At 74.9% G+C, this 23921-nt stretch carries 22 protein-coding genes; 18 read left to right on the top strand and 4 right to left on the bottom strand.

Translation table 11 applies throughout. The features are described from left to right. The first annotated feature begins 11 nt into the window (after positions 1–11). The 9 genes from ACFYWL_RS03955 to htpG all read left to right on the top strand — a co-directional run bounded on the left by ACFYWL_RS03955 (position 12) and on the right by htpG (position 12408). Positions 12–5033, top strand: a complete 5022-nt coding sequence (locus ACFYWL_RS03955) for an amino acid adenylation domain-containing protein (RefSeq protein ID WP_386967009.1) — start codon at positions 12–14, stop codon at positions 5031–5033. Continuing rightward, positions 5026–5856: an AzlC family ABC transporter permease gene (locus ACFYWL_RS03950; RefSeq protein ID WP_386967007.1), complete on the top strand. Its 831-nt coding sequence runs from the start codon at positions 5026–5028 to the stop codon at positions 5854–5856. The genes ACFYWL_RS03955 and ACFYWL_RS03950 overlap by 8 nt, the downstream gene beginning before the upstream one ends. A gap of 5 nt (positions 5857–5861) precedes the next feature. After that, entirely contained in the window at positions 5862–6191 is a 330-nt protein-coding gene (locus ACFYWL_RS03945; RefSeq protein ID WP_144082809.1) for an AzlD domain-containing protein, read from the top strand. Further along, a complete protein-coding gene (locus ACFYWL_RS03940; RefSeq protein WP_386967003.1) occupies positions 6173–7072 on the top strand; it encodes a carbon-nitrogen hydrolase family protein in 900 nt (299 codons plus the stop codon). The genes ACFYWL_RS03945 and ACFYWL_RS03940 overlap by 19 nt, the downstream gene beginning before the upstream one ends. Then, entirely contained in the window at positions 7069–8250 is a 1182-nt protein-coding gene (locus ACFYWL_RS03935; protein WP_386967000.1) for a trans-sulfuration enzyme family protein, read from the top strand. Before ACFYWL_RS03940 ends, ACFYWL_RS03935 begins: the two co-directional genes overlap by 4 nt. Then, positions 8250–9242, top strand: a complete 993-nt coding sequence (pip, locus tag ACFYWL_RS03930; protein ID WP_386966997.1) for a prolyl aminopeptidase — start codon at positions 8250–8252, stop codon at positions 9240–9242. The genes ACFYWL_RS03935 and pip overlap by 1 nt, the downstream gene beginning before the upstream one ends. Before the next feature lie 66 nt (positions 9243–9308). After that, positions 9309–9836, top strand: a complete 528-nt coding sequence (locus tag ACFYWL_RS03925) for a hypothetical protein (RefSeq protein ID WP_386966995.1) — start codon at positions 9309–9311, stop codon at positions 9834–9836. Positions 9837–9958: 122 nt separating this feature from the next. Further along, on the top strand, positions 9959–10138 hold the full coding sequence (locus tag ACFYWL_RS03920) for a hypothetical protein (protein ID WP_386966992.1): 180 nt from the start codon (positions 9959–9961) through the stop codon (positions 10136–10138). Positions 10139–10494: 356 nt separating this feature from the next. Then, the gene (gene htpG / locus ACFYWL_RS03915) at positions 10495–12408 is read left to right on the top strand and encodes a molecular chaperone HtpG (protein WP_386967759.1); all 1914 of its coding nucleotides are present in this window, start codon (positions 10495–10497) and stop codon (positions 12406–12408) included. A 25-nt stretch (positions 12409–12433) separates the two neighbouring features. Here htpG and ACFYWL_RS03910 read toward each other — a convergent pair whose 3' ends face one another. Continuing rightward, the gene (locus ACFYWL_RS03910) at positions 12434–12958 is read right to left on the bottom strand and encodes a GNAT family N-acetyltransferase (RefSeq protein ID WP_386966989.1); all 525 of its coding nucleotides are present in this window, start codon (positions 12956–12958) and stop codon (positions 12434–12436) included. A gap of 984 nt (positions 12959–13942) precedes the next feature. Here ACFYWL_RS03910 and ACFYWL_RS03905 point away from each other — a divergent pair. From ACFYWL_RS03905 to ACFYWL_RS03895, 3 genes are all read left to right on the top strand, one after another. Further along, positions 13943–14434 carry a TlpA family protein disulfide reductase gene (locus ACFYWL_RS03905; RefSeq protein WP_386966987.1) on the top strand — a complete coding sequence of 164 codons (492 nt, stop codon included), beginning with the start codon at positions 13943–13945 and terminating at the stop codon, positions 14432–14434. Between the two features lie 219 nt (positions 14435–14653). Beyond that, positions 14654–15094 (top strand): DUF4395 domain-containing protein, encoded by a 441-nt coding sequence (locus tag ACFYWL_RS03900; RefSeq protein ID WP_386966984.1) that lies wholly within the window; start codon positions 14654–14656, stop codon positions 15092–15094. A gap of 176 nt (positions 15095–15270) precedes the next feature. Then, positions 15271–15798, top strand: a complete 528-nt coding sequence (locus ACFYWL_RS03895; protein WP_386966981.1) for a flavin reductase family protein — start codon at positions 15271–15273, stop codon at positions 15796–15798. Positions 15799–15955: 157 nt separating this feature from the next. Here ACFYWL_RS03895 and ACFYWL_RS03890 read toward each other — a convergent pair whose 3' ends face one another. The 3 genes from ACFYWL_RS03890 to ACFYWL_RS03880 form a co-directional block, all read right to left on the bottom strand. Beyond that, complete coding sequence (locus ACFYWL_RS03890) at positions 15956–16429, bottom strand: SRPBCC family protein (RefSeq protein ID WP_386966978.1); 474 nt, start codon at positions 16427–16429, stop codon at positions 15956–15958. Then, the gene (locus ACFYWL_RS03885) at positions 16426–16749 is read right to left on the bottom strand and encodes an ArsR/SmtB family transcription factor (protein ID WP_386966975.1); all 324 of its coding nucleotides are present in this window, start codon (positions 16747–16749) and stop codon (positions 16426–16428) included. Before ACFYWL_RS03885 ends, ACFYWL_RS03890 begins: the two co-directional genes overlap by 4 nt. Before the next feature lie 228 nt (positions 16750–16977). Then, entirely contained in the window at positions 16978–17343 is a 366-nt protein-coding gene (locus tag ACFYWL_RS03880) for a hypothetical protein (RefSeq protein ID WP_386966973.1), read from the bottom strand. A 230-nt stretch (positions 17344–17573) separates the two neighbouring features. On the opposite strand from ACFYWL_RS03880, the gene ACFYWL_RS03875 reads away from it, so the two are divergent. From ACFYWL_RS03875 to ACFYWL_RS03850, 6 genes are read left to right on the top strand one after another with little or no spacing between them, the layout of a single operon-like run. Next, positions 17574–18848 carry an ATP-grasp domain-containing protein gene (locus ACFYWL_RS03875; protein ID WP_386966970.1) on the top strand — a complete coding sequence of 425 codons (1275 nt, stop codon included), beginning with the start codon at positions 17574–17576 and terminating at the stop codon, positions 18846–18848. Continuing rightward, positions 18845–19696 carry a Rossmann-like domain-containing protein gene (locus ACFYWL_RS03870; RefSeq protein ID WP_386966967.1) on the top strand — a complete coding sequence of 284 codons (852 nt, stop codon included), beginning with the start codon at positions 18845–18847 and terminating at the stop codon, positions 19694–19696. The genes ACFYWL_RS03875 and ACFYWL_RS03870 overlap by 4 nt, the downstream gene beginning before the upstream one ends. Continuing rightward, the gene (locus ACFYWL_RS03865) at positions 19693–20763 is read left to right on the top strand and encodes a PLP-dependent cysteine synthase family protein (RefSeq protein WP_386966964.1); all 1071 of its coding nucleotides are present in this window, start codon (positions 19693–19695) and stop codon (positions 20761–20763) included. Before ACFYWL_RS03870 ends, ACFYWL_RS03865 begins: the two co-directional genes overlap by 4 nt. Beyond that, entirely contained in the window at positions 20760–21812 is a 1053-nt protein-coding gene (locus ACFYWL_RS03860) for an enolase C-terminal domain-like protein (RefSeq protein WP_386966961.1), read from the top strand. Before ACFYWL_RS03865 ends, ACFYWL_RS03860 begins: the two co-directional genes overlap by 4 nt. After that, positions 21809–23056 carry an MFS transporter gene (locus tag ACFYWL_RS03855; RefSeq protein WP_386966958.1) on the top strand — a complete coding sequence of 416 codons (1248 nt, stop codon included), beginning with the start codon at positions 21809–21811 and terminating at the stop codon, positions 23054–23056. The genes ACFYWL_RS03860 and ACFYWL_RS03855 overlap by 4 nt, the downstream gene beginning before the upstream one ends. Then, on the top strand, positions 23053–23913 hold the full coding sequence (locus ACFYWL_RS03850) for a methyltransferase domain-containing protein (protein ID WP_386966955.1): 861 nt from the start codon (positions 23053–23055) through the stop codon (positions 23911–23913). Before ACFYWL_RS03855 ends, ACFYWL_RS03850 begins: the two co-directional genes overlap by 4 nt. Positions 23914–23921 lie beyond the last annotated feature (8 nt).

The raw sequence follows: 23921 nt of genomic DNA, 5'->3' as shown, positions 1-23921 counted from the left end.
CGGGAGAGATCATGCAGTCGCTGATGACCCGGGGCCAGCTCAGGATCGCCGCCGCGCGGCGGCCCGACCACGCCCGGCACTGGCACGGCGTGCTCGCCGCCGGGGCGGACCGGGTGGGCTTCCCCGTCGACCATGCCGCCGCGCCGGGCACCCCGCCGCGCCCGGAGGCGGTCACCGTGCCGCTGGGCGACGCGCTGGCCGACCGGCTCGCCGCCGCCAGCCGGGGCGCCGAGGCGGCCCGGTTCGTGCTGGTCGCCGCCGCCGTGGCGGCCCTGCTGCGCCGTTGGACCGGCGCGACCGAGGTGCTGGTCGGCCGCCCGGCCGGCGGCGACGCGCTGGCCGGGCTGCTGCCGCTGCGGGTGGCCGCCGGCCCGGACCGCAGCTACCGGGACCTCGTCGGGCAGGTGCGCGCCGCGCTGCCCGAGGCCGAACGGTACGCCGACTACCCCGTCGAACTGCTCGCCGAGGACCTCGCCCCGCACGCCGAACAGGGCCGCCACCCGTTCCTCGACGTCGCCGTGCACACCGCCGACGCGGCCGTCGATCCCCGCGTCGGCATCACCGTGGCCGTGGCCGGCGGCGACCTGACCGTCCACCACGACGCCGCCCGCCACGACCGGGGCACCGCCGAGCGGATCGCCGCCCACCTGCTGCTCCTGCTCGCCGCCGCGCTCGCCGCCCCGGACGGCCCCGTCGACGACGTCGACCTGGTGACCCCGGCCGACCGGGCGGTGCTCGCCGCCATGAACGACACCGCCGTCGACGTCGCCGCCGGCCCGCGCCCCGACGCCTGGGTGGCGCGGCGGGCCGCCGACACGCCCGACGGCGTCGCCGTGCGTACCGACGCCGGCGCCTGGACCTGGGCGGAGCTGGAGCGGCGGGTCGCGGCGCTGGCGGCGGACCTGCGGGTGGCCGGCGCGGGCCCGGAGACGGTCGTCGCGGTCCTGGCCGCGCGGTCGCCCGCGCAGCTCGCGGCGATCCTGGCCGTGCACCGGGCCGGCGCGGCCTACCTGCCGGTGGATCCCGGCTACCCGCCGGCCCGCGTCGGCTACCTGCTGCGTGACAGCGGCGCGGCCCTGGTGGTGGCCGCCGACGCCACGGCGGTCCCCGAGCCGGTGCCGGTGGTCGCGCTGCCCCCGGCCGACGCCGACCCGGCCGCGACCGCCGACCCCGCGCCCGCGCCGACCGGCGGGCCGGCGGCGACCCCGGCCGACGAGACCGCCCCGACCGCCGGCGGCGGCGACCTCGCCTACGTCATCTACACCTCCGGCTCCACCGGCGAGCCGAAGGGCGCGATGATCGAGCACCGGGCCCTGGCCAACCGGCTGGCCTGGATGCAGCGGCACTACCCGATCGGCCCGGACGACGTGGTGCTGCACAAGACCCCCACCACGTTCGACGTGTCGGTGTGGGAGCTGTTCTGGTGGGCCCGCGAGGGCGCGTCGGTGTGCCTGCTGCCGCCGGGCGCGGAACGCGACCCGCGCGCCATCGTCGCCGCCGTCGCCGACCACGGCGTGACCGTCCTGCACTTCGTGCCGTCGATGCTGGGCGCGTTCCTCGACTGGCTGGCCACCGCCGACACCGCCGGGCTGGCCGGGCTGCGGCGGATCTTCGCCAGCGGCGAGGCCCTCGGCGCGCACCACGTGGACCGGCTCGCCGCGCTGCTGCCCCACGTCGAGCTGGTCAACCTGTACGGGCCGACCGAGGCCACCGTCGACGTCAGCCACCACCCGTGCGCGCCCGGCGCGGCGCGGGTGCCGATCGGCCGCCCGGTGGACAACACCCGGCTGCACGTGCTCGACGGGCGGCTGCGGGCGCAGCCCGTCGGCGTGCCCGGCGAGCTGTGCATCGCCGGGGTGCAACTGGCCCGCGGCTACCTCAACCGGCCCGAGCTGACCCGGGACCGGTTCGTCGCCGCCCCCGCCGTCGGGGAGGAGCGGGTCTACCGCACCGGCGACCTCGCCCGGGTGCTGCCCGACGGCACCATCGACTACCTGGGCCGCCTCGACCACCAGGTGAAGGTGCGCGGCTACCGGGTCGAGCTGGGCGAGGTGGAGGAGGCGCTGCGCGGCCACCCGGCCGTCAAGGACGCCGTGGTCGTCGCCCGCGACGGCAACCTGCTCGGCTACGTGCGCACCGCCTCCCCGGTGGCCGAACGCGCCCTCACCGACCACCTGGCCGGGGTGCTGCCCGGCTACCTGGTGCCGGCCCGGGTGGTGGAGCTGGCCGAGTTCCCGCTGTCGGCCAACGGCAAGCTGGACCGGCGGGCGCTGCCCGACCCGCCCGCCGACGACCGGCCGTACGTGCCGCCGCGCACCGACGCCGAGCGGATCCTCGCCCAGGTGTGGGCCGACGTGCTCGGCGTCGACCGGGTGGGGGTGGAGGACAACCTGTTCGCCCTCGGCGGCAACTCCATCCACTTCGTCACCGTCCTGGCCCGGGCGCACGCCGCCGGCCTGGACCTCAGCTTCCAGCAGATGTTCCGGCACCCCACGATCGCCGCGCTCGCCGCCGCCCCCGCCGACGGGCAGCGCCCCCCGGCGTACGCGCCGTTCGACCTGGTGTCGCCGGCCGACCGGGCGCTGCTGCCCGACACGGTGGTCGACGCGTACCCGCTGGGGCAGCTCCAGGCCGGGCTGATCTTCCAGAACGAGCTGGCCCGGGGCGCGGCCCAGTACCACGACATCATCAGCTTCCTGATCAGCGCCCCGTTCGACGAGGCCGCGTTCGCGGCGGCCGTGCGCCGGCTGGTCGCCGACCACCCGATCTTCCGCACCAGCTACCACCTCACCGGCTACTCCGCGCAGCTCCAGCTCGTGCACGCCGACGCGCCCACCCCGCTGTGGGTCACCGACCTGCGCGGGCTCACCCCCGCCGAGCAGGAACGCCGGTACGCCGACTGGCACGACCGGGAGCAGTCGTACCGGTTCGTCTGGCAGGAGCCGGGGCTGGTCCGCATCCACGTGCACGTGCTCGCCGACGACCTTTACCGCTACAGCCTCAGCCAGCACAACTCCGCCCTCGACGGGTGGAGCATCACCCTGCTGCACACCCGGCTGTTCGACACGTACCACCGGCTGCGCGACGGCCGGCCGCTGCCCGAGCCGCCGGCCGGCAACCACTTCCGCGACTACATCGGCCTGGAACGGCGGGCCGTCGCCTCGGCCGGGGACCGGGAGTTCTGGCGCGGCGTCCTCGCCGCCGGCGGCGTCACCGAGCTGCCCCGCTGGGAGCCGCCCGCCGAGCCCGCCGCGCACCCGGTGGTGTTCCACGAGGTCGACATCCCCGCCGCGCTGTCCGAGCGGCTGCTGCGGCTGGCCGACCGGCTCGCCGTGCCGCTGAAGACCCTGCTGCTCGCCGCGCACGTCAAGGTGGTCGGCGCGCTCACCGCCGACCCGGCCGTGATCACCGGGTACGAGCAGAGCGGCCGGCCCGAGGCCGAGGGCGCCACCGCCGCGCTGGGCCTGTTCCTCAACACCGTGCCGCTGCGCGTCGACACCGGCGACGGGAGCTGGGCCGACCTGGTGGGCCGCGTCTACCGGGCCGAGGCGGACCTGCTGCCGCACCGCCGCTACCCGATGGCGCAGATGAAGGCCGACGCCGCCACCACCGACACGCTGTTCGAGACGGTCTTCAACTACACCCACTTCTACCTGCTCAAGCAGCTGCGCGAGCTGCCCGGCTTCGACCTGCTCGACGTGCGGGTCAGCACGGAGACCGAGTTCGCGCTGCGCGCCGAGTTCATGCGGGACTTCTTCACCGACCAGGTCCGGCTCAGCCTGCACTACCACAGCGCCGAGTTCACCGCCGAGCAGGCCGCCGGCCTCGGCGCGGCGTACCGGCGGGCCCTGACCGCCCTGGCCGACGACCCGGACGCCCCGCACGGTGGCTACGCCCCGGGCCTGCCGCCGCCCCGCCTCGTCCCCGCCCGTCGCGCGTTCGTCCGCCCCGCGCCGGCCGCGCCCGCCGCGCCCGCCGCCCCGGCCGGGCGCACCCCGCCCGGCACCGACACGGCCCGCCGCATCGCCCGGGCGTGGGCCGACACCCTCGACGTGCCCGTGGCCGACATCGCCGAGGAGGACAACTTCTTCGACCTCGGCGGGAACTCCCTGGCCGCGATGCGGGTCGTCGCCGCGCTGCGCCCGCTGGTCACCCTCCGGCAGCTCATGACCCACTCCGACCTGGGCCCGCTGGCCCGCGCCGTCGACGCCGCCGCCACCCCGGTCACCGACACCGCCGCGCCGCTGTTGCAGCCGCTGTCGCCGCCCGGCCTCGCCGCCGACCGGGTCCTGGTCTGCTTCCCGTACGCCGCCGGCAACCCGCTCGCGTTCCGGCCTTTGGCCGAGGCGCTCGCCGCACGCGGCGTGGCCGTGCTCGCGGTGGCCCTGCCGGGGCACGACCCCGGCCGCCCCGAGCCCCTGGCCGACCTCGACGAGGTGGCCCGCCGGCTCGTCGCCGAGCTGCCCGCCGCCGGGGGCGAGGTGCTGCTGTGGGGGCACTGCGTCGGCGCGGCCCTCGCCGTGGAGGTCACCCGGCTGCTCGCCGCCGCCGGGACCCCGCCCGCGCGGCTGTTCCTCGGCGGCAAGCTGCTGCGCGACGCCGCCGACATCGACGCCAGCATCGCCGAGGTGCGCGCCCTCGACGAGGCCGGGGTGGTGGACTGGCTGGTCGGGCAGACCGGCTTCACCGACCTCGACGGCCTCGACGCCGGGCACACCTCGGCGCTGGTCGCCGCGTTCCGGCACGACGCGCTCGGCTCGCACGCCTACCTGCGGGACCGGCTCGGCCCGCTGGCCGACCGCCCGCTGACCGTGCCGGTGACGGTGGTGCTCGCCGCCGACGACCCGCTCACCGCCGACCCGGGCGACGCGCCCGCCGCGTGGCGGCGCATCGCCGCCGACGTGACCCTCGCGGAGATCGACGGTGGGGGACACTACTTCTGCCGTACCCGCGCCGGGGAGGTGGCCGCCCTCGTCGCCGGCGCCGGCCCGGCCATGCCGCGCGACAGCCGCCCCGGGGAGGACCATGTCTGACCGCACGCCCACCAGCGCCCCCGAGCGCCCCGCGACGCCGCGCGGCGAGTTCGTCGCCGGGGCCCGCTCGATGGTGCCGTTCCTGCTGTCCGCGTTCCCCCTCGGCGTGATCGGCGGGACACTCGGCCTGGCCAGCGGGCTGTCCTACCTGGAGACGTTCGGGCTGGCCATGGTGGTCAACTCCGGCACCGCCCAGTTCATCGGCTTCAAGCTGATCGCCGAGGGCGCGGCGTGGCCGGTGATCGTCCTGACCACCCTCATCCTCAGCCTGCGCATGCTGATCTACTCCACGCTGCTCGCCCCGCACGTGCGGGAGCTGCCGCAACGGTGGCGGCTGCTGCTCGGCTTCGGGCTGATCGACGCGGTCTTCTTCGTCGCGTTCGACCGCATCAAGGGCGACGAGCCGGCGCGCCGCAAGAGCATGTTCTACTTCGGCGCGTCCGCCGTCATGTACGTCAACTGGGCCGTCGCCACCGTCGTCGGCATGGTCGCCGGGCACCTGCTGCCCGAGCGGTGGCGTGCCGGCCTCGACTTCCCGATGACCGCCGTCTTCCTCGTCGTGCTCGCCGGGGCGCTGGCCGGCTGGAAGATCTGGAGCGCCGCCGTGTCGGCCGGCGCGCTGGCGATGCTGTTCCTCGGGCTGCCGTACAACCTGGGGTTGATCGTGGCCGCCCTCGGCGGCGCGTGCGTGGGGATGGCCTGCGAGCGGATCGAACGCCGCTGGTTCCCGCCGAAGCCGCAGGAACCGCCGCCCGTCGAGGAAACGGCGCGCGACGACGACCCGGCGGTCGCGCCCGCCGCCGCCGACGGCGACGGAAGGTGACCACGATGTCCATGCTGCTGCTCATCCTCGGCATGGGGCTGGCGACCTTCGCCCCCCGGTACGTCCCGCTGCTGGTCTTCCGCGACCGGGAGCTGCCCGCCGACGTCAAGACGTTCCTCGGCTACCTGCCGGCGGCCCTGCTCGCCGCCATCGCCGTGCCGTCCGTGCTCGCCCCGGTCGACAACCGGGTCGAGATCACCGTGGTCACGATCCCCTACCTGGTGGCCGGGGTGGTCACCCTGGTCACCGGCCTGTTCGTCGAACGGTTCATGATCGTGTGGACGGTCGGGCTGGCGGTCTTCTTCGGGCTGCGCTGGTGGTTGGGGGCGATGTGACGGGCGACGACGACCCGGTGCGCGAGCCGCTGCGGGTCGCCGCCGCGCAGATCGAGGCGGTCGGCGGCGACCTGGCCGGCAACGCGGCGGCCCACGTCGCGGCCGTCGCCGAGGCCGCCGCCCTCGGCGCCCGCGTGGTCGTCTTCCCCGAGCTGTCGCTGTGCGGGTACGACTACCCGCTGCTCGCCGCCGACATCGCCCGCTGCGAGATCGAAGTGGGCGACGCGGTCCTGCGTACGGTGGGCGGGGCCTGCCGGGCGCACCGGGTGACCGCCGTCGTCGGCGGCTGCGCCCGGCGCGCCGACGGGTGGGCCATCGCCGCGTTCGTCGTCGGCCCCGACGGGGCGGTGGCCGCCACCTACCACAAGCGGCACCTCGACGCCGACGAGCGTGAGGTGTTCGTCGCCGGCCACACCGACACGATGGTGCAGCTCGGCGGCTGGCGGCTCGGCCTCGGCGTCTGCTACGACGCGAGCTTCCCCGAGCACGCCCGGGGCCTGGCCCTGGCCGGCGCGGACGCCTACCTGGTGCCCGGCGCGTTCACCGTCGGCGACTCCGACCACCGGCGCGGCGTCTACTTCCCGGCCCGCGCCCTGGAGAACACCAGCTACGTGCTGTTCGCCAACTACGCGGGCGCGCACGGCGGCTGGCGCTTCGCCGGCCACAGCGCCGTGTACGGCCCCGACGGCAGGGCCCTGGCCACCGCCGGCGTCGCCGCCGGGCTCGCCGTCGCCGACCTCGACGACGCGGCGCTGCGCCGCCAGCGCGACCGCCAGCGGATGCTGCGCGACCGGGCCGCCCCCGCGCCCGCGCCGAGCCCCGTCGTCATCACCCCGCCCGACCCCGGGCAACGATCCGACCAGCGTGAGGAGCACCGGTGACCGGCATCGGCACGACCGCGATCCACGGCGACGACGGCCTGTACCCCACGGGCGCGGTGTCGCCCCCGATCGTGCAGAGCGCCACGTTCGGGGCCGAGAGCGACGAGCGGTTCACCGAGGTCGCCACGCAGGTGCGCCCCGACGCGTTCTACACCCGCTACGGCAACCCCAACCACGCCCAGGTGGCCGCCGTGGTGGCCGAGCTGGAGGGCGTCGAGACGGGCCTGGTCACCGCCTCCGGCATGGGCGCGGTCACCACCATCGCGCTGGCCCTGCTCACCGCCGGGGACCACGTGATCGTGCAGCGCAGCACGTACGGCGGCACCACCTCGCTGGCCACCGGGCTGCTCACCCGGTTCGGGGTGACCTGCACCCAGGTCGACCAGACCGACGTCGACGCGTTCGCCCGCGCCCTGACCCCGCGCACCCGGCTGCTGCTCGTGGAGACCCCCAGCAACCCGCTGCTGGAGCTGACCGACCTGACCGCTGTGATCGAGCTGGCCCACGCCCACGGCGCGTACGTCGTCGTGGACAACACCTTCGCCACCCCGGTCAACCAGCGGCCGGCGGCCCTCGGCGCGGACCTGGTCTGGCACAGCGCCACGAAGTTCCTCGGCGGCCACTCCGACGTCACCGCCGGGGTGGTCGTCGGCCCCGCCGAACTGGTCGACCGGGTCTGGCAGACCGCCATCGTCACCGGCGCGACGCTGGGCCCGATCGACTCCTGGCTGCTGCTGCGCGGCATCCGGACGCTGCCGCTGCGGATGGCCCGGCACAACGACAACGCCCTCACCCTGGCCCGCGAGCTGGAGGCGCACCCGGCGGTCGCCCGGGTCCGCTACCCGGGGCTGCCCAGCCACCCCCAGCACGACCTGGCCACCAAGCAGATGAGCGGCTACGGCGGCGTGTTCAGCCTCGACCTGGCCGGCGGCCGGCCGGCGGCGGCCACCCTCCTCGCCGAGCTGCGGCTGGCCAAGCGGGCCGCCAGCCTCGGCAGCGTGAGCACCCTCGTGGTGCACCCGCGTTCCATGTGGGCGGGGATCGTCGACACCGCGCAGCTCGCCGCCACCGGCATCGGGGAGGGCCTCGTGCGGGTCTCCACCGGCATCGAGGACACCGCCGACCTGCTCGCCGACTTCACCCGCGCCCTCGACGCCGTGGCCGCGCGGGCGGCCTGATGGGGCACCCGCTGGTGGAGCCGTACGACCAGGGGATGCTCGACGTGGGCGACGGGCACCTCGTCCACTGGGAGGTGTCCGGCAACCCCGACGGCCTGCCGGCCGTGACCGTGCACGGCGGCCCCGGCGGCAGCTCCTCGCCCGGCACCCGCCGGCTGTTCGACCCGGCCCGCTACCGGCTCGTCCAGTTCGACCAGCGCGGCTGCGGGCGCAGCACCCCGCACGCCAGCGACCCGGCCGCCGACCTGCGGCACAACACCACCGGACACCTGCTGGCCGACATGGAGCGGCTGCGCGAGCACCTGGGCGTCGACCGGTGGCTGCTGTTCGGCAACTCGTGGGGCTCGACCCTGGGCCTCGCGTACGCCCAGCGCCACCCGCAGCGGGTCAGCGCGATCGTCCTCGTCGGCGTCACAATGAGCCGCCGCTGCGAGATCGACTGGCTGTACCGGGGCGTCGGCCGGTTCTTCCCCGAGCAGTGGCGGCGGTTCGTCGACGCCGTGCCCGCCGCCGACCGCCCGGCGATCGCACCAGGCCGGGGCTCGGCCGCCGAGCTGCTCGCCGCGTACGCCCGGCTGCTGGAACACCCGGACGCGCAGGTCCGCCAGCGGGCCGCGGTCGCCTGGCTCACCTGGGAGGACGCCGTCGTCTCTCTGGAACCCCACGGCACGCCCGACATCTACCGCGACCAGCCCCCGGACGACCAGGTCGCCTTCGCCCGGCTCTGCGCGCACTACTTCTCGCACGGGGCCTGGCTCGACGACGACGCCCTGCTGCGCGACGCCCACCGGCTCGCCGGCATCCCCGGCGTGCTCGTGCACGGGCGCTTCGACCTCGGCGCGCCGCTGGAGACGCCGTGGTCGCTGGCCCGCGCCTGGCCCGACGCGGAGCTGATCGTGGTCGACGACTCCGGGCACACCGGCAGCGACGCCCTGCGTGGGCACCTGCGCGCCGCGCTCGACCGCTTCGCCCCGGTGTCACCGGCCGGCTGAGCGGCGTCGCGCCTATGATCAACAGTGCCGTGACCCGTGGTGGCGGCTTCGTCCTTCCACCGTGAGGTGACCTTCTACATGCAGGTTCGACGTCTGGTCGCCACGATGGCGACCCTGACCGCCGTTCTCGCTGCCATCGGCTGTGGGCCGGGCGACTCCGGGCAGGATTCTGCCTCGACGACGGAGATGTCGTGCGGTCGATCCGGTGCCTCCCCGGTCGGGCCGCAGGGCGAGGGCAACGCCCTGGCTGCCGCCGTCGGTTGGATCTCGCGGGAGCCGGTCCGGGTCACCACCGACTCGGCGCAGGCCACCGGTCAGGGGGTGATGGACGCGCGGAGACGCACCGCAACGATGTCCTACACCCTCAGGAAGAACGACCGGATGATCCTCGTGACGCTAGAAGAAGACGACGTGTACTTCGCCATGCTCAACGTGCCGGGGATCAGCTTGCGGGAGATCGTCGGACAGATGGTCCGGGATGCCCGCAGGCGGGGCGCACCGGAGCTGCGGGATCTCGCAACCCGGATCGGCGTCGACCCGCTCGACCCGGGACCCCACGGAATCCAACTTACGGTTATCTCGCCGTCACTCTGACTGCTCTACCGTCTGCTCTACCGTTCGGACAGGACGCGATGGAGATCTTGGAGAATGGTGGCCCCTCCAGGGGCCGTTCGATTCCAAGATCTCCCACTGGCACTGCTCAACCGGGTGGGGTGGTGGCCGCCGCCTATCACGGCGACGAGGCTTGCGCCGTCGAACTGCTCGGCGAGGCCGCCGCGCTGGCGGACCGGGTGGGGGAGGGGCACGACCACCACCGGACGGGGTTCGGGCCGACAGCGGTCGACTCGGCGCGGGTCGCGTCGGCCGTGAGCTGGGCGCGGCCCGCGCGGCCGTGACCTGGCACGAGCGGACGACCCGGCGGGACGCCTGGCGGTGGCTGCCCGCCGAGCACCGGGCCGCGCACCTGCTCGACGCCGCCCGCGCCTACCTCCAGGCCGACGACCCGGCCAGCGCCGGCCGGGCCCTGGTCGACGCCGAACGCACCGCGCCGGCCGAGGTGCGCCACCGCCCGGCCGCCCGGCCGGTGCTTGCCCAGGTGGTACGCGACCCGCACGCCCCGGCCACTGTCGTGCAGCTCGGGCTCGCCTTCGGGGGAAACCCGGGCGGGCGGGTGTCGCGACGGGTAGCGACGGCTCGTATCCTGTGCGCGAAGGCAGCACGAAGGCACGTGAAGTCACTGAAGGGGGTCGGTGTGAGCAACCGGATCGAGACGCTGGAGTTCCAGGCGGAGGCGCGCCAACTGCTCCAGCTGATGGTCCATTCGATCTACTCGAACAAGGACGTCTTCCTGCGGGAGTTGATCTCCAACGCCTCCGACGCGCTGGACAAGCTCCGCCTGGAGTCCCTGGTCGACAAGGATCTCGCAGCCGACGTCTCCGACCTGCACATCGAGATCGAGGTCGACCGTGACGCGCGCACCCTCACCGTCCGGGACAACGGCATCGGCATGTCCCGCGAGGACGTCGTCCGCCTGATCGGCACGATCGCCAAGTCGGGCACCGCCGAGCTGCTGGCGAAGCTGCGCGAGTCGAAGGACTCGGCGGCGTCGGCGGACCTGATCGGGCAGTTCGGCGTCGGGTTCTACGCCACGTTCATGGTCGCCGACCGGGTCACCCTGCTCACCCGCCGCGCCGGGGAGAGCGAGGGCACCCGCTGGGAGTCGACCGGCGAGGGCACCTACAGCGTGGAGACCGTCGACGACGCGCCGCAGGGCACCGCCGTCACCGTGCACCTCAAGCCCGAGGACAGCGACGACCACCTCTACGACTACACCGCCGAGTGGAAGATCCGCGAGATCGTCAAGCGCTACTCCGACTTCATCGCCTGGCCGATCCGGATGACGGTCGAGCGCAAGGGCGAGGGCGACGAGACCACCCGCGAGGCGCAGACCCTCAACTCGATGAAGGCGCTGTGGGCCCGGCCGCGCAGCGAGGTCGACGAGGCCGAGTACAAGGAGTTCTACAAGCACGTCAGCCACGACTGGGCCGACCCGCTGGAGACCATCCACATGCGGGGCGAGGGCACCTTCGAGTACGAGGCGCTGCTGTTCCTGCCGTCGCACGCGCCCGTGGACCTGTTCGCCCCGCAGGCCCGCCGGGGCGTGCAGCTCTACGTCAAGCGCGTGTTCATCATGGACGACTGCGAAGCGCTGATGCCCAACTACCTGCGCTTCGTCAAGGGCGTCGTCGACGCGCACGACCTGTCGCTCAACATCTCCCGGGAGATCCTCCAGCAGGACCGGCAGATCCAGGCGGTGCGCCGGCGGCTGGTGAAGAAGATCCTCGCCACCGTCAAGGAGCTGAAGGCCAACGAGGCCGAGAAGTACCGCACCTTCTGGTCCGAGTTCGGCCCGGCGCTGAAGGAGGGCCTGCTCGACGACCCGGACAACACCGACGCGATCCTCGACGTCGTCTCGGTCGCCTCCACCCACGACCCGGCCGAGCTGACCGGCCTGCGTGACTACGTCGAGCGGATGAAGGACGGCCAGTCCGACATCTACTACATGACCGGCGAGTCCCGCTCGATGATCGAGAACTCGCCGCACATGGAGGCGTTCCGCGCCAAGGGCTTCGAGGTGCTGATCCTCACCGACCCGGTCGACGAGGTCTGGGTCGAGCGGGTCGGCCAGTTCGACGGCAAGCCGCTGCGTTCCATCGCCAAGGGCCAGGTCGACCTGGACACCGAGGAGGAGAAGAAGGAGGCCGAGTCCGCCCGCGAGCAGCAGCGCCAGGAGTACGCCGACCTGCTGACCTGGATGTCCGGCAAGCTCGCCGACAGCGTCAAGGAGGTCCGGCTCTCCACCCGCCTGACCACCTCACCGGCGTGCGTCGTCGGCGACGCCCACGACATCACCCCGACCCTGGAGAAGATGTACCGGGCGATGGGGCACGAGGTGCCGCAGGTCAAGCGGATTCTGGAGCTCAACCCCGGGCATCCGCTGGTGGAGGGGCTGCGCAAGGCCCACGAGCAGGACGCCGCCGCCGATGGGCTCGCCGACACCGCCGAGCTGCTGTACGGGATGGCGTTGCTGGCCGAGGGTGGGGAGTTGGCCGACCCGTCCCGGTTCACCCGCGTCCTCGCCGACCGGCTGGCCCGTACCCTCTGACGTCGCGAGGCTCCGTGCGGCGGTGCTACAGCGTGACCCAGTACCGCCGCACGGGGCCCAGCTCGGTGCCCCGCACGTCGTCGAGGACGCCGCCGTGGCGCTCGATCGTCCTCGCCGACGCGTTGTTGTCCACCGCACAGGTGATCAGCACCCGGTCCAGGCCGAGCGCCCGTGCCTCGTCGAGCATCTGGCCCAACGCCCACGTTGCCAGGCCGCGACGGCGCGCCGACGGCCGGATGCCGTAGCCGATCTGGCCGGCGACGCGCAGCAGGAAGTCGGTGAGCTCGTGCCGTAGCGCGATCCCGCCGAGCACTCGACCGTCCTCGACGATCCACCGGTATGTGCAGGGCACCCGTCCGTCGGCCGTCGGTCCGCCGGTTTCCAGGCCCTCGACCAACCGAGCCACCCAGGTCGCGAACCCGGTGGGGGAGGTCACGTCGTCGTTTGGCCGCAGCCCGAAGCCGTCCTCGTGGACGCCGGGGCCCCACTCGTGGCGGGCGTCGAGCCAGGCGTCGTACAGCCGGACGGTGGGCGCGATCAGCTCGGCCATGCGGCGACGATAGCGCCTGGCGTCGGCAGGTGCGGTGCGGGCAGGAACGGATCATGCCGCCGCTGTACTGGCCGGCGGTCACCCCGGTCAACGCCCGGGTGGTGCCGGAGATGCTGCCGCCGGCGTACGTAGGTGGTGCTGAACCGGGGGGCCACCCAGCCTTGGCCGGTGTTTGGCACCGCCTTGAAACACCGCCATGGAGGCAGACCGGCGCCCACCACTGTGCCCCCGGTGACCCGGATGAACGCGTTCGGGGAGGGCTCCATGTGGCCGAGGCCCTCCTCGGCGGCGTTGACCGCGTCATCGCTGGCCACGACGGTGGAGTTGCCGGTGATGGTGCCGCCGTTGGCGGTGAGCGAGTCCTTACCCCGGCCGTGAGCCCGGCGAGGACGGCGGTTCTGCGGGCGGTCGAGGGCATGGTGATCCCGTTCGTCGAGGGCAGGTGGGTGCGGTCCTGAACGCCGGCCGTCCAGTTGGTGAACGGTCGGCGAATGCGCCATGGCATCGGCGACGTCCGGAACTCGCCTCCGGCCGCACTGTCGCCCCGGACGGCATTCGAATCTTGGACAGTTCCCGTCGGCGGACGGGAACTGTCCAAGAATCAGAGGGCGGCCCCTCCACCTCCGCGCCGGCCGGCCTCCGCCGGCCCAGGCCGCGCTGGGCCGATGCCGGCTCCCTTCCCTGCCTCCTTTGCTCTGCACCCAGGGGCGCAACGCTCACGCAGCGCGGTCGTGCGCTGCCCCCGCCGGCCGTCGCCTTCTTGCGTAGGCGCAGCTCAGTCTGCATGTTGCGCGGATGGGTGCAGAGCAAAGGGGATGCGAGACGTCAGCGGAGGTCAGATGTTCGTCGCACAGAGTGATCATGGTTGCCTCTTGTGAACCCACGGTGGCCGACGCGGCGGCGAACGGGCCGGGCGGCACCGTCGGTGTTCCGCCATCCGGACCGGAGATGGGCCCTGACCTGGGTCTGTGGCACCCTTGACCGGTGCGGGACCAGACCCTGACCGGCGTGCTGCTGGTCGTCGGCGTGCTCGGCGTCGCCTCCGGCTTCGGCTGGCGGCGGCGGCGTCGCGGCGGCCGGCTCCGGCCGGTCGCCGGTGCGGCGACCCCCGTCGACGGCGACGCCGCGCCGCAGGACGCGCACCGGGCTTTGCTCGCACGGCTGGGCGCGCGCCCCGGCGCGGTGGCCCTGGTCCAGTTCTCCTCGGCCGTGTGCGCGCCGTGTCGCCCCACCCGCCGGATCCTGGAACAGGTCGAGGCCGCCGTCCCGGGCGTCCTGCTGGTCGAGGTCGACGCCGAGCGGCACCTCGACGCCGTCCGCGAGCTGGGCGTCTGGCGGACGCCGACGGTGCTGGTGGTCGACCCGGCCGGGCGCGTGGTGCTCCGGGCCTCCGGGGTGCCCGTCCGGGACGACCTGGTCGCGGCCGTCGCGCCGCTGCTGGCCGGGGCCGACGGGTTGGCCGGGGCCGACCGGTGACGACCGTGCGGTCGTCGGGGCGGGGGCCATCCGCGCAGGGGTCGTCCGCGCGGCTGTCCGGGCATGCGTCCCCGGCGTCGCCGCGCGGGGCGCGACTGACCCGGCGGCGGGCGGTGGACCACGGGCGGCTCGCGGCGAGCCTCTGTCCGGCGCGCCGCCCCGCCTGACAGTCGCCCGCGCGCCACGGCGCGTCCCCTCGCCGATCGGACCCCTTCCGCCATGCTGCTCGACCCTCGCGGCCCCCGGTTCGCCGCCGCCGTCACCACCGTCGTCCTCGCCGCCGCGCTGATCACCGGCTCGCTCGCCCTGGTGCTCGCCCAGGCGGTCGTCTTCGCCGTCACGGCGGCGCGCCCGCGCCTCGGCCCGTACGCCCTGGCCTACCGTGCGCTGGTCGCGCCCCGGCTCGACCCGCCCGCCGAGCGGGAGCCGGCCGCCCCGGTGCGGTTCGCCCAGCTCGTCGGGCTGACGTTCATGCTGCTGGCCGTCGCGGGTCACCTGACCGGCCTGCCGGCGCTCGCCCTGACCGCCACGGCGGCGGCCCTCGCCGCGGCCTTCCTCAACGCGGCGTTCGACGTCTGCCTCGGCTGCGAGGCGTACCTCGCGGCGCGTCGGCTCACCGGGCGGCCGGTGCCCTCCCGGGTGCCGACCGGCTCAGCCTGACCGCCGCCGACCCGCACGATCCGGCCGTCGCGGAAATCCCTACTTTTCAAGTAGGGTTTGCGGGTGGTGGGGGTGGTCGGTTAGCGTCGGAGGCACCGGACGCCGCATCGATGTGCGTCCCGGCCGATCCGGGGCGGCCCGCCCCGGGCTGCACCGTGCGATCCTGGGAGCCTCCGATGACCGCCGACCCGCAGCAAGGATCCATCGTCGACGCCGACACGAGCTCGCTGCGCAGGGTCCTGCGCCAGCAGGCCAGCACCGTCACCGTGGTGACGGCCCCCGGGGCGCAGCCGGTCGGCTTCACCGCGACGTCGTTCACATCGGTGTCGCTGGAGCCGCCCGTGGTGTCCTTCTGCCTCGGTCTCGCCTCGTCGGCGTGGCCGACGGTGGCGCGGACCCGGCACGTCGCGGTGCACCTGCTCGCCGAGCACCAGCGGGACCTGGCGCGGACGTTCTCCGCCACCGGGATCGACCGCTTCGCCCACCCGACCCGCTGGCGGGTCGGCCCCGAGTCGGTGCCGATCCTCGACGACGCCCTGGCGTGGCTGCTGTGCCGGGTGGTCGACCGGGTGGTCGTCGGCGACCACGCGATAGTCCTCGCCGAGCCCGAGCTGCTGCGGCACGCCCACGTCGGCTCGCCGCTGCTCTACCACCGGGGCGGCTACGCCGGCGTGGACCCGGCCGACCGGGCTGCCGTCGCCTGAACGGCCCCGTCGAGCAGCGTCACCCGGCCGGACCACACGAGGCCCGCTCGGAACCACCAACCTGCAACCGCTTTGGCAGCTCAAACACGGGGTTAACCCGCGCATCGGCCCAGCTCAACGCATGCGCGCCGCAAAGGAGATCAGGCGTGTGCCTCGGTCACATCAGGTGCGTTCGATAACGTTCGATCTTGGCGTCGTCGGGGCCGGAGTGGCTGGTGGCTGGTTCGCCTGCGAGCAAGGCCAGCAGGTCCTCGAAACAGGTGTCCCAGCCAGCGGCGGTGCGCGGCATCCAGTCGGGGTTGAGGACCGTGCTGCTCAAGCGGAGGATGCTGCCGTCTCCATCGGGTTCGATGGTCCAACGCAAGCGTTCTCCTGACCACTCATAGGCAAGCGCGTGCGGCGGATCGAACTCGGTCAAGTGAGAGACTTCCGGTTCTTCGCCTTCGAAGAGGAAGGTGATGCGACCGCCTTCGCGCGGTTCGAGTTCGATCCGACACGGATACCACCGACTCAGTTCCTCTGAACGGGTGACTGCTTCCCAGACTCGCGCGACCGCGTGAGGCAGGCGCCGTTTCAGCAGCAGCACAGGCCCTTCGGGGTGGCTGCGGTCGACGGTGACTTCGGTGCTCATCGGTCCTCCTTGGTGGGGTTCTCGTCGAGGTGCCGCGCGAGCGCGTCGAGCGCGTCGGTCCACTTGCGCCGGTACGGGGCGAGCCAGTCCTCCAGCGGGGCGAGCGCTCGGGGATCGACTCGGTACCGGCGGGCCTTGCCCTCCGGAACCTCGTAGACGAAGCTGCCCTGTCGCAGGACGCGCAGGTGCTTGGAGACGTTGGACTGGGTGAGGCCGGTCGCATCGACGAGTTCCCCCACGAGCATCCCGTCGCGTTTGAACAGCTCGTCGAGGATGCGGCGTCGCGACGGCTCGGCTACCACGGTGAATACGTCGACCATGCCATTAGTATGACCACATGGTCATATGACCGTCAAGTCACATCTATGGCTTGGCCGTCACCTCCTGGTCACAGGAAGGCCATGACCAGCTTCTTGTTGGTCAGGGCCTTGTGTCGGTGCGCCGCCAGGGACCCGAACCCCGAACCCGCGGATCAGGGGATCGCTGGCCGGTTGCGGTGTAACCGCGCCGGCGTGTCGTGTGCCTGAGGCAGCCAGCGTTTCCGGTCGTTATCGCCTGGTCAGGTTGGCGTCGAAGTGGATGCCGATGTCCGTGATCGCGGTGCCCTTGGTCGCGACGCGCAGGGCGCTCGGGCCGGTCGCCGTCACCGTGGCGGTCAGCCCGTCCGAGCAGGTGATCGACCGGCACAGGAGCCGGCCGTCCAGCTCCGATGACGTCTCGACGGCCTGTTGGCCCTGCTTCGCGCGCCTGATCGTCAGGGTGAGCGTGTGCTTCGGGTGCACGCACGTGGCGAGGATCGTGCCTGAGCAGGTCTCCTCGCCGGTCCAGGTGCCGAGGAAGTCGCCGGGGACGTCGTTGCAGCGGACGAACCGCCGATCCGTCTTGTCGCAGATCCAGTCGCCCGAGTCCGGCATCAGCCAGGCTCCGACCGAGACGAGCAGGGCGGTGACGCTGACCGCGGCGGCAATCCACTCCCACGGTGGCCGGCTCCGCCGGACCCTGCTCCGGAGTTTCTCATTGTCTCCGGCTCCCGGCTGCCCCGCGCAGCGACGGATGCCCGACCATGGCGCGGCGGACTTTACAACGAAAACCATTTCCAACAAGATGTACCCGGGACGCCACCGCAACAGGACGGGAGTCGTTGATGGGTCACCTGCTGGTCATCGAGAGCTGGGTGGGCGCGATGAGCGCCCTGCTGCCGAGGGCGATCCGGGAGGACGGCCACCGGTTCACGTTCCTCACCCGCGACCTGCACCACTACCTGCGGGCGACGCCGCCCGGCGCGGTCCATCCGCTGCTCACCGCCGACAACGTGGTCACCGCCGAGACCAACGACCCGGCGGCGCTCGCCGCGCACGTCGCCCGGCTGCACGCCGCCCTGCGTTTCGACGGGGTGCTTACCTCCTGCGACTACTACCTGCACACCGCCGCCGAGGTCGCCGCCCACCTCGGCCTGCCCGGCCCCGACCCGGCGGCGGTGCGCCGCGCGTGCCGCAAGGACCTGGCCCGCGAGGCGATGCGCCGGGCGGGCCTGCCCGGGCCGGCGTTCGCGGTCACCGATGGCTGGGCGGACACCCTCGCCGCCGCCGAGCGGCTCGGCTTCCCGCTGGTGGTCAAGCCCGTCGACCTGTGCGCCGGCATGTACGTGCGCGCCGTCGCCGACCCCGCGCAGCTGCGGGCGGCGTACGACGCGCTGGCCGGCTTCGGCGTCAACGCCCGCCGGCAGCCCCGGGTGCCGCTGGTGCTGCTGGAGGAGCTGCTCGCCGGCGACGAGGTCAGCGTCGAGACGGTCACCTGCGACGGCGTCACCACGGTCGTCGGGGTCACCGACAAGAGTCTCGCCGGCGCGCCCGCGTTCGTCGAGAGCGGGCACATGTTCCCCGCCGACCTGCCCGCCCCCGCCGCCCGTGCCGCCGCCGACGCGGCCGTCGCCGCGCTCGCCGCCGTCGGCCTCACCCACGGCGTCGCACACACCGAGCTGCGCCTGACCCCGGCCGGGCCCCGGGTGGTCGAGGTCAACCCGCGGCCCGCCGGCAACCAGATCACCGAACTCGTCCGCCGGGTCACCGGCATCGACCTGCCGATGGCGTACGCGCGCCTCGCCCTCGGCGAGCGACCCGACACCACGCCGGTCGACACCGGGGTACGCAGCGCCGCCATCGCGTTCCTGCTGCCGCCCCGGGCGGGCACGGTCGACGCGATCACCGGCACCGACGGGCCGGCCGGGGATCCGTCCGTCGTGGACTGGGCGGTCAGGCCCGCCGGCCACCGCACCGGCGACGCCAGCAGCAACAACAGCTACCTCGGCCACGTCATGACCGTCGACACCGAGGGGCCGGGCGCGCGGGCCCGCGCCGAGGCGCACGTCGCCGCCCTCGACGTCCGGTACGCCGACCAGCTCGCCGGGGCCGCCGCGTGACCGCCCCGGCCGCCGGCCCCGCCGTCGCCGCGCCGGCCCACGACAGCCTCGACGACCTGGTGGCGGCGGTGCTCGCCGGCCGCCTCGGCCCCGACCCGGCGGCCGAGCGGGTCAGCGTCGGGTTCGTCACCCGGCAGGGCGCCCGCCACCCGGGTCGCGCCCGGGGCTACCGCAACCACGTGCTCGGCCTGCGGGTCGGCGTCGCCGTCGGCTCCTGCGCCGTCGAGCCCGACGAGCTGCCCGACGCCGTCGCCTACGACTGCGTGGGGGCCAGCGTGGCCGAGCTGCTGGCCCACCCGAGCCTGCCCGTGCGGGTCGCCGCGCTCGACGCGTACCTGATGGGGGTGCGCCCGCACGCGGGCGCGGCGACCGACGTGGTGACCGTGCCCAGCGGCACGTCGCTGGCCAAGTCGGCCGCCCGCGCCGCCGCCGTGGTCGACCTGCTCCCCGCCGAACCCGGCCGCACCGTGCTGGTCGTCGGCGTGGTCAACTCCCTGCTCGCCGAGCTGCGCCGGCGCGGCCTGCGTTACCTGCCGTGCGACCTGGCCGGCGGGCGCACCGAGTGGGACGAGCCGTGCCTGCCCGACGCGGCGGCGCTGCTGGGGCGCTGCGACGCGATCCTCGCCTCCGGCATGACCCTCGGCAACGGCACCTTCGCGCCGCTGCTGCGCCACGCCCGGGCCACCGGGGTCCCGCTGGTGGCGTTCGCCCAGTCCGGCAGCGCGGTCCTGCCGTGCTTCCTCGGGGCCGGGCTGACCGCCGTGTCGGCGGAGCCGTACCCGTTCTTCTGGCTCGACGGCGGCCCCACGCCGCTCTACCGCTACCGCGCCGACCGGGAGGGCCGATGACCGCGCCGCAACTGCTCGACCTGGTCGGCCGCACGCCGGTGGTCCTCGTGGACGCCCCGCTGCCGCACCCGCACCCCGGCTTCCTGGCCAAGGTGGAGTGCCTGAGCCCCGGCGGGATGAAGGCCCGCGCGGCGGTGTCCATGCTGGCCGGCGCGCGCTCGCGCGGCGAGCTGGCCCCGGGCGCCCCGGTGGTCGAGTCGACCAGCGGCACCATGGGCGTCGGCCTCGCCTTCGCCGGGCAGGCCCTCGGCCACCCCGTGGTGCTGGTCGTCGACCGGGAGCTGGAGCCGTCCATGCGGGCGCTGCTGCGCGCCCACGGGGCCCGGCTGGAGGTGGTGGACGCCCCGCACCCCGTCGGCGGCTGGCAGCAGGCCCGCCTCGACCGGCTGCGCCGCGTGCGGGCCGCGCTGCCCGGCGCGTACTGGCCCGACCAGTACCGCAACCCCGACAACGCGGCCGGCTACGCCGGGCTCGCCGAGGAGATCGTCGCCCAGGCCGACGCCGTGGACACGCTGGTGTGCAGCGTCGGCACCGGCGGGCACAGCGCCGGCCTGGCCCGCGCGCTGCGCCGGCACTGGCCCCGGCTGCGCCTGGTCGGGGTGGACACCGTCGGCTCCACCATCTTCGGCCAGCCCGCCCGCGCCCGGCTGATGCGCGGCCTCGGCAGCAGCATCCACCCGCGCAACGTCGACTACGCCGCCTTCGACGAGGTGCACTGGGTCGGCCCGGCCGAGGCCGTGCAGACCTGCCGGCGGCTGGCCCGGCACGCGTTCGTCACCGGCGGGTGGAGCACCGGCGCGACCGCCCGGGTCGCCGCCTGGGCGGCGAGGACCCGGCCCGGGGACCGGGTCCTCGCTGTCTTCCCCGACGGCCCGCACCGCTACCTCGACTCCATCTTCGACGATGACTACTGCGCGGTGCGGGGGCTGCTCGGCCCCACCCGGGGCCACCCCGTCGAGATCCCCCATCCCCGGGCGGTGGAGGTCACCCGGTGGAGCCGGTGCCGCACCGTCGTCGACCCGAGCCGCCGGCCCGAGCCGGCCCGTCCGCAGCGGGTGCCCGCATGAACCTCGACTGGCGGGTCTACCCGCTGCCGCTCGCCGAGCCGCTGCGCATCTCCCGGTCGGTCATGGCCCGCCGCGACGCGGTGGCCGTGCGGCTGACCCACGACGGCGACGCCGGCCACGGCGAGGTCGTCACCAGCGCGTACCAGCGCCTCGACCTGGGCCGCATCGGCGCGCTGCTGACCGCGCTGCGCCCCCGGGTCACCGGGTACGCCGACCCGGAGGCGCTGCGCGCCGACCTGCCGGCCCTCGCCGTCGACCTGGCCGACGCGCCGGGGGTGCTGGGCGCGCTCGACGCCGCCGTGCACGACCTCGTGGGGCGGCGCGCCGGCGCGCCCGTGTGGCGGCTCGTCGACGCCCCCGCGCGGCAGCGTGCCGCGACCGCGTGCACGATCGGGCTGGTGCCGCCCGCCGACGCCGCGGCCACCGCGCGGCGGCTGGTGGGGGACGGCTTCACGGTGCTGAAGGTCAAGGCCGGGGCGGACGACGACGTCGCCCGGGTCGCCGCCGTGCGGGCCGCCGCCCCGGCGGCCCGGCTGCTGCTCGACCCCAACGGGGCGTGGACCGGCGAGCGGACCGTCCGGGTCCTCGACGCCGTCGCCGCCTGCGCCGTGGACGCCGTCGAGCAGCCCGTCCCGCCCGGCGACCCGGACGCCCTGGCCTGGATCGCGGCGCGGGTCGCGGTGCCCGTCGTCGCCGACGAGGACGTCGCCACCGTCGCCGACGTGCACCGCCTCGCCGGGGCGGTCGCCGGGATCAACGTCAAGCTCGCCAAGTGCGGCGGGGTGGCCGCAGCCGGCCGGCTGATCGACGCCGCGGCCGGGCACGGCATGGACGTCATGCTCGGCTGCCTGGTCGCCAGCACGCTCGGCATCGCCCCGGCGCTGCACCTGGCCGGGCACGCCCGCTGGGTCGACCTCGACGGGCACCTGCTGCTCGCCGACGACCCGTGGACCGGCATCGGCGGCGTCGACGGGGTCCTGCGTACCCCCGACGGGCCGGGCCTGGGCGTGCGCCCGGCGCGGGCCGACGACCGGGCGGTGGCCCGGTGATCGCGACCTGGACGACGCTGCGCGGCTTCCCGCCGGCGATCCGGCTGCTGGTGGTCAACCAGCTCGGCGTCAACGTCGGCTTCTACCTGCTGCTGCCCTACCTCGCCGGCTACCTCGCCGACGACCTCGGCCTGTCCGCCGCCGTGATCGGCCTGGTCCTGGGCGTGCGCAACCTCAGCCAGCAGGGCCTGTTCCTGCTCGGCGGCTCCGCCTCCGACCGGCTCGGCGCGCGCGGGGTGATCATCGCCGGGTGCGCGTTGCGCGCCGTCGGCTTCGGCGTCTTCGCCGTCGGGGTGTCGCTGCCGGCGCTGCTGGCCGCCTCCGTGCTCTCCGGCCTGGCCGGCGCGCTGTTCAACCCGGCGGTGCGGGCCTACCTCGCCCAGGCCGCCCCGGACCGGCGCGCCGAGGCGTTCGCGCTGTTCAACGTGTTCGCCAGCGCCGGGGCCCTGCTCGGGCCGCTGATCGGCAGCGCGCTGCTGCTGGTCGACTTCCGGGCCGCCGCCCTCGCCGCGGCCGGCGTGTTCGCGGCGCTGACCGTGGCGCAGGCCCTGGTGCTGCCGCCGCAGCCGGCCCGCAGCAGCGGGCAGAGCGTGCTGGGGGACTGGCGCGAGGCCGCCACCGACCGCCGGTTCCTCGCCTTCACGCTCGCGCTCAGCGCGATGTTCGCCCTGCAGAACCAGCTCTACCTGGTGCTGCCCGTGCAGGCGGAGCAGGCCGGCGGGCATCCGCTCGCCGTGGCGTCGCTGTTCGTGGTCTCCACCGTGGCGACCCTGGCGTGGCAGGTGCCGGTGACCCGCTGGCTGCGCCGCCGCCTCGCCCGGGGCCCGGCCATCGCGCTCGGCCTGGCGGTCATGGGCGGGGGCTTCGTGCTGCCGCTCGCGCCGGTCGGCGGCCCCGCCGGCCCCGTCCGGCTCGCGCCCGTGCTCGGCGCGGCCGTGCTGCTCGCCGTCGGGGTCCTGATCGCCCAGCCGTTCGTGCTGGAGCTGATCCCGGCGTTCGCCCGCGACGGGCTCACCGGCACCTACTTCGGGCTGTTCTACCTGGTCTCCGGGGTGGTCGCGGCGGCCGGGACGACCGCCGTCGGCCGCGCCATGGACGACGGGCCCGGCACCGGGGTCCCGGCGGTGGCGTGGCTGCTCTGCGCCGGGCTGGGCGGGGCCTCCGCGGCGGCCGTCTGGGCGCTGCACCGCCGGGGCGCGCTCCACCCGACGCCCGCGCCCGCCCCGTCGGCGGTGCCCGCATGAGCGCGCCGCCGCCGGGCGGGCCGACGCCGACGAGCGTGCCGCCGCCGGGCGGGCCGCCGGGCGCCGCCGGGGCCAACCTGCTCACCGACAACCCCGAGCTGTACGAGGCGCAGTTCCCCGACCCGGCGCACGCCGCCGCCGGTTTCGTCGACGACCTGCTGCGCCGCCACGCGCCCCCCGGCCGCCGGCTGCTCGACGTCGGCTGCGGCACGGGCCGCGACGCCGGGCGGCTCGCGCAGCTCGGCTGGGCCGCCACCGGCATCGACACGTCGACGGCGATGCTCGCCCACGCCCGCCGCCGGCACCCCCGGGTACGGTTCGTGGCCGCCGACATGCGCGGCTTCGACCTCGGGGCTTGCTTCGACGCGGTGACCTGCCTCGACAGCGCCCTGCTCTACTGCCACACCAACGCCGACCTCACCGCGTTCCTGGCCCGGTGCCGCGCGCACCTGGCCCCGGGCGGGCTGCTGCTGGCCGAGATGCGCAACGGCGCGTTCTTCCTCGGCAACACCGAGCTGCTCGACGGCACGTCGGTGCGCACCGTGCCGTGGCGCGGCGTCGCCTACACGTCCCGGACGCGGCTGTGGATCGACCACGCGGAGCAGTTGCTGCGCCGGGAACGCGCCTGGAGCTGGCCCGGCGCGCCCGAGCCGCTGGTGCAGACCTCGGCCTGGCGGCTGCTGTTCCCGCAGGAACTGCGGCACCTGCTCGACACCGCCGGCTTCGACGTGCTGGCGATGTCCGACGGGCCGGGCCCCCGTACCGAACCGCCGTGGCGGCCCGGCGCGCCGCTGTCGACCACCCTGCGCGGCGACCGGCTGCACCTGCTGGCCCGCCGCCGCCCCGATCCGGCCTGACCTGAGGA

This window comes from Micromonospora sp. NPDC002575, assembly GCF_042889525.1.
Classification (GTDB): Bacteria; Actinomycetota; Actinomycetes; order Mycobacteriales; family Micromonosporaceae; genus Micromonospora; species Micromonospora carbonacea.
The sequence above is the reverse complement of the archived record's forward strand: the minus strand, read 5'-3'. Positions and strand labels throughout refer to the sequence as shown.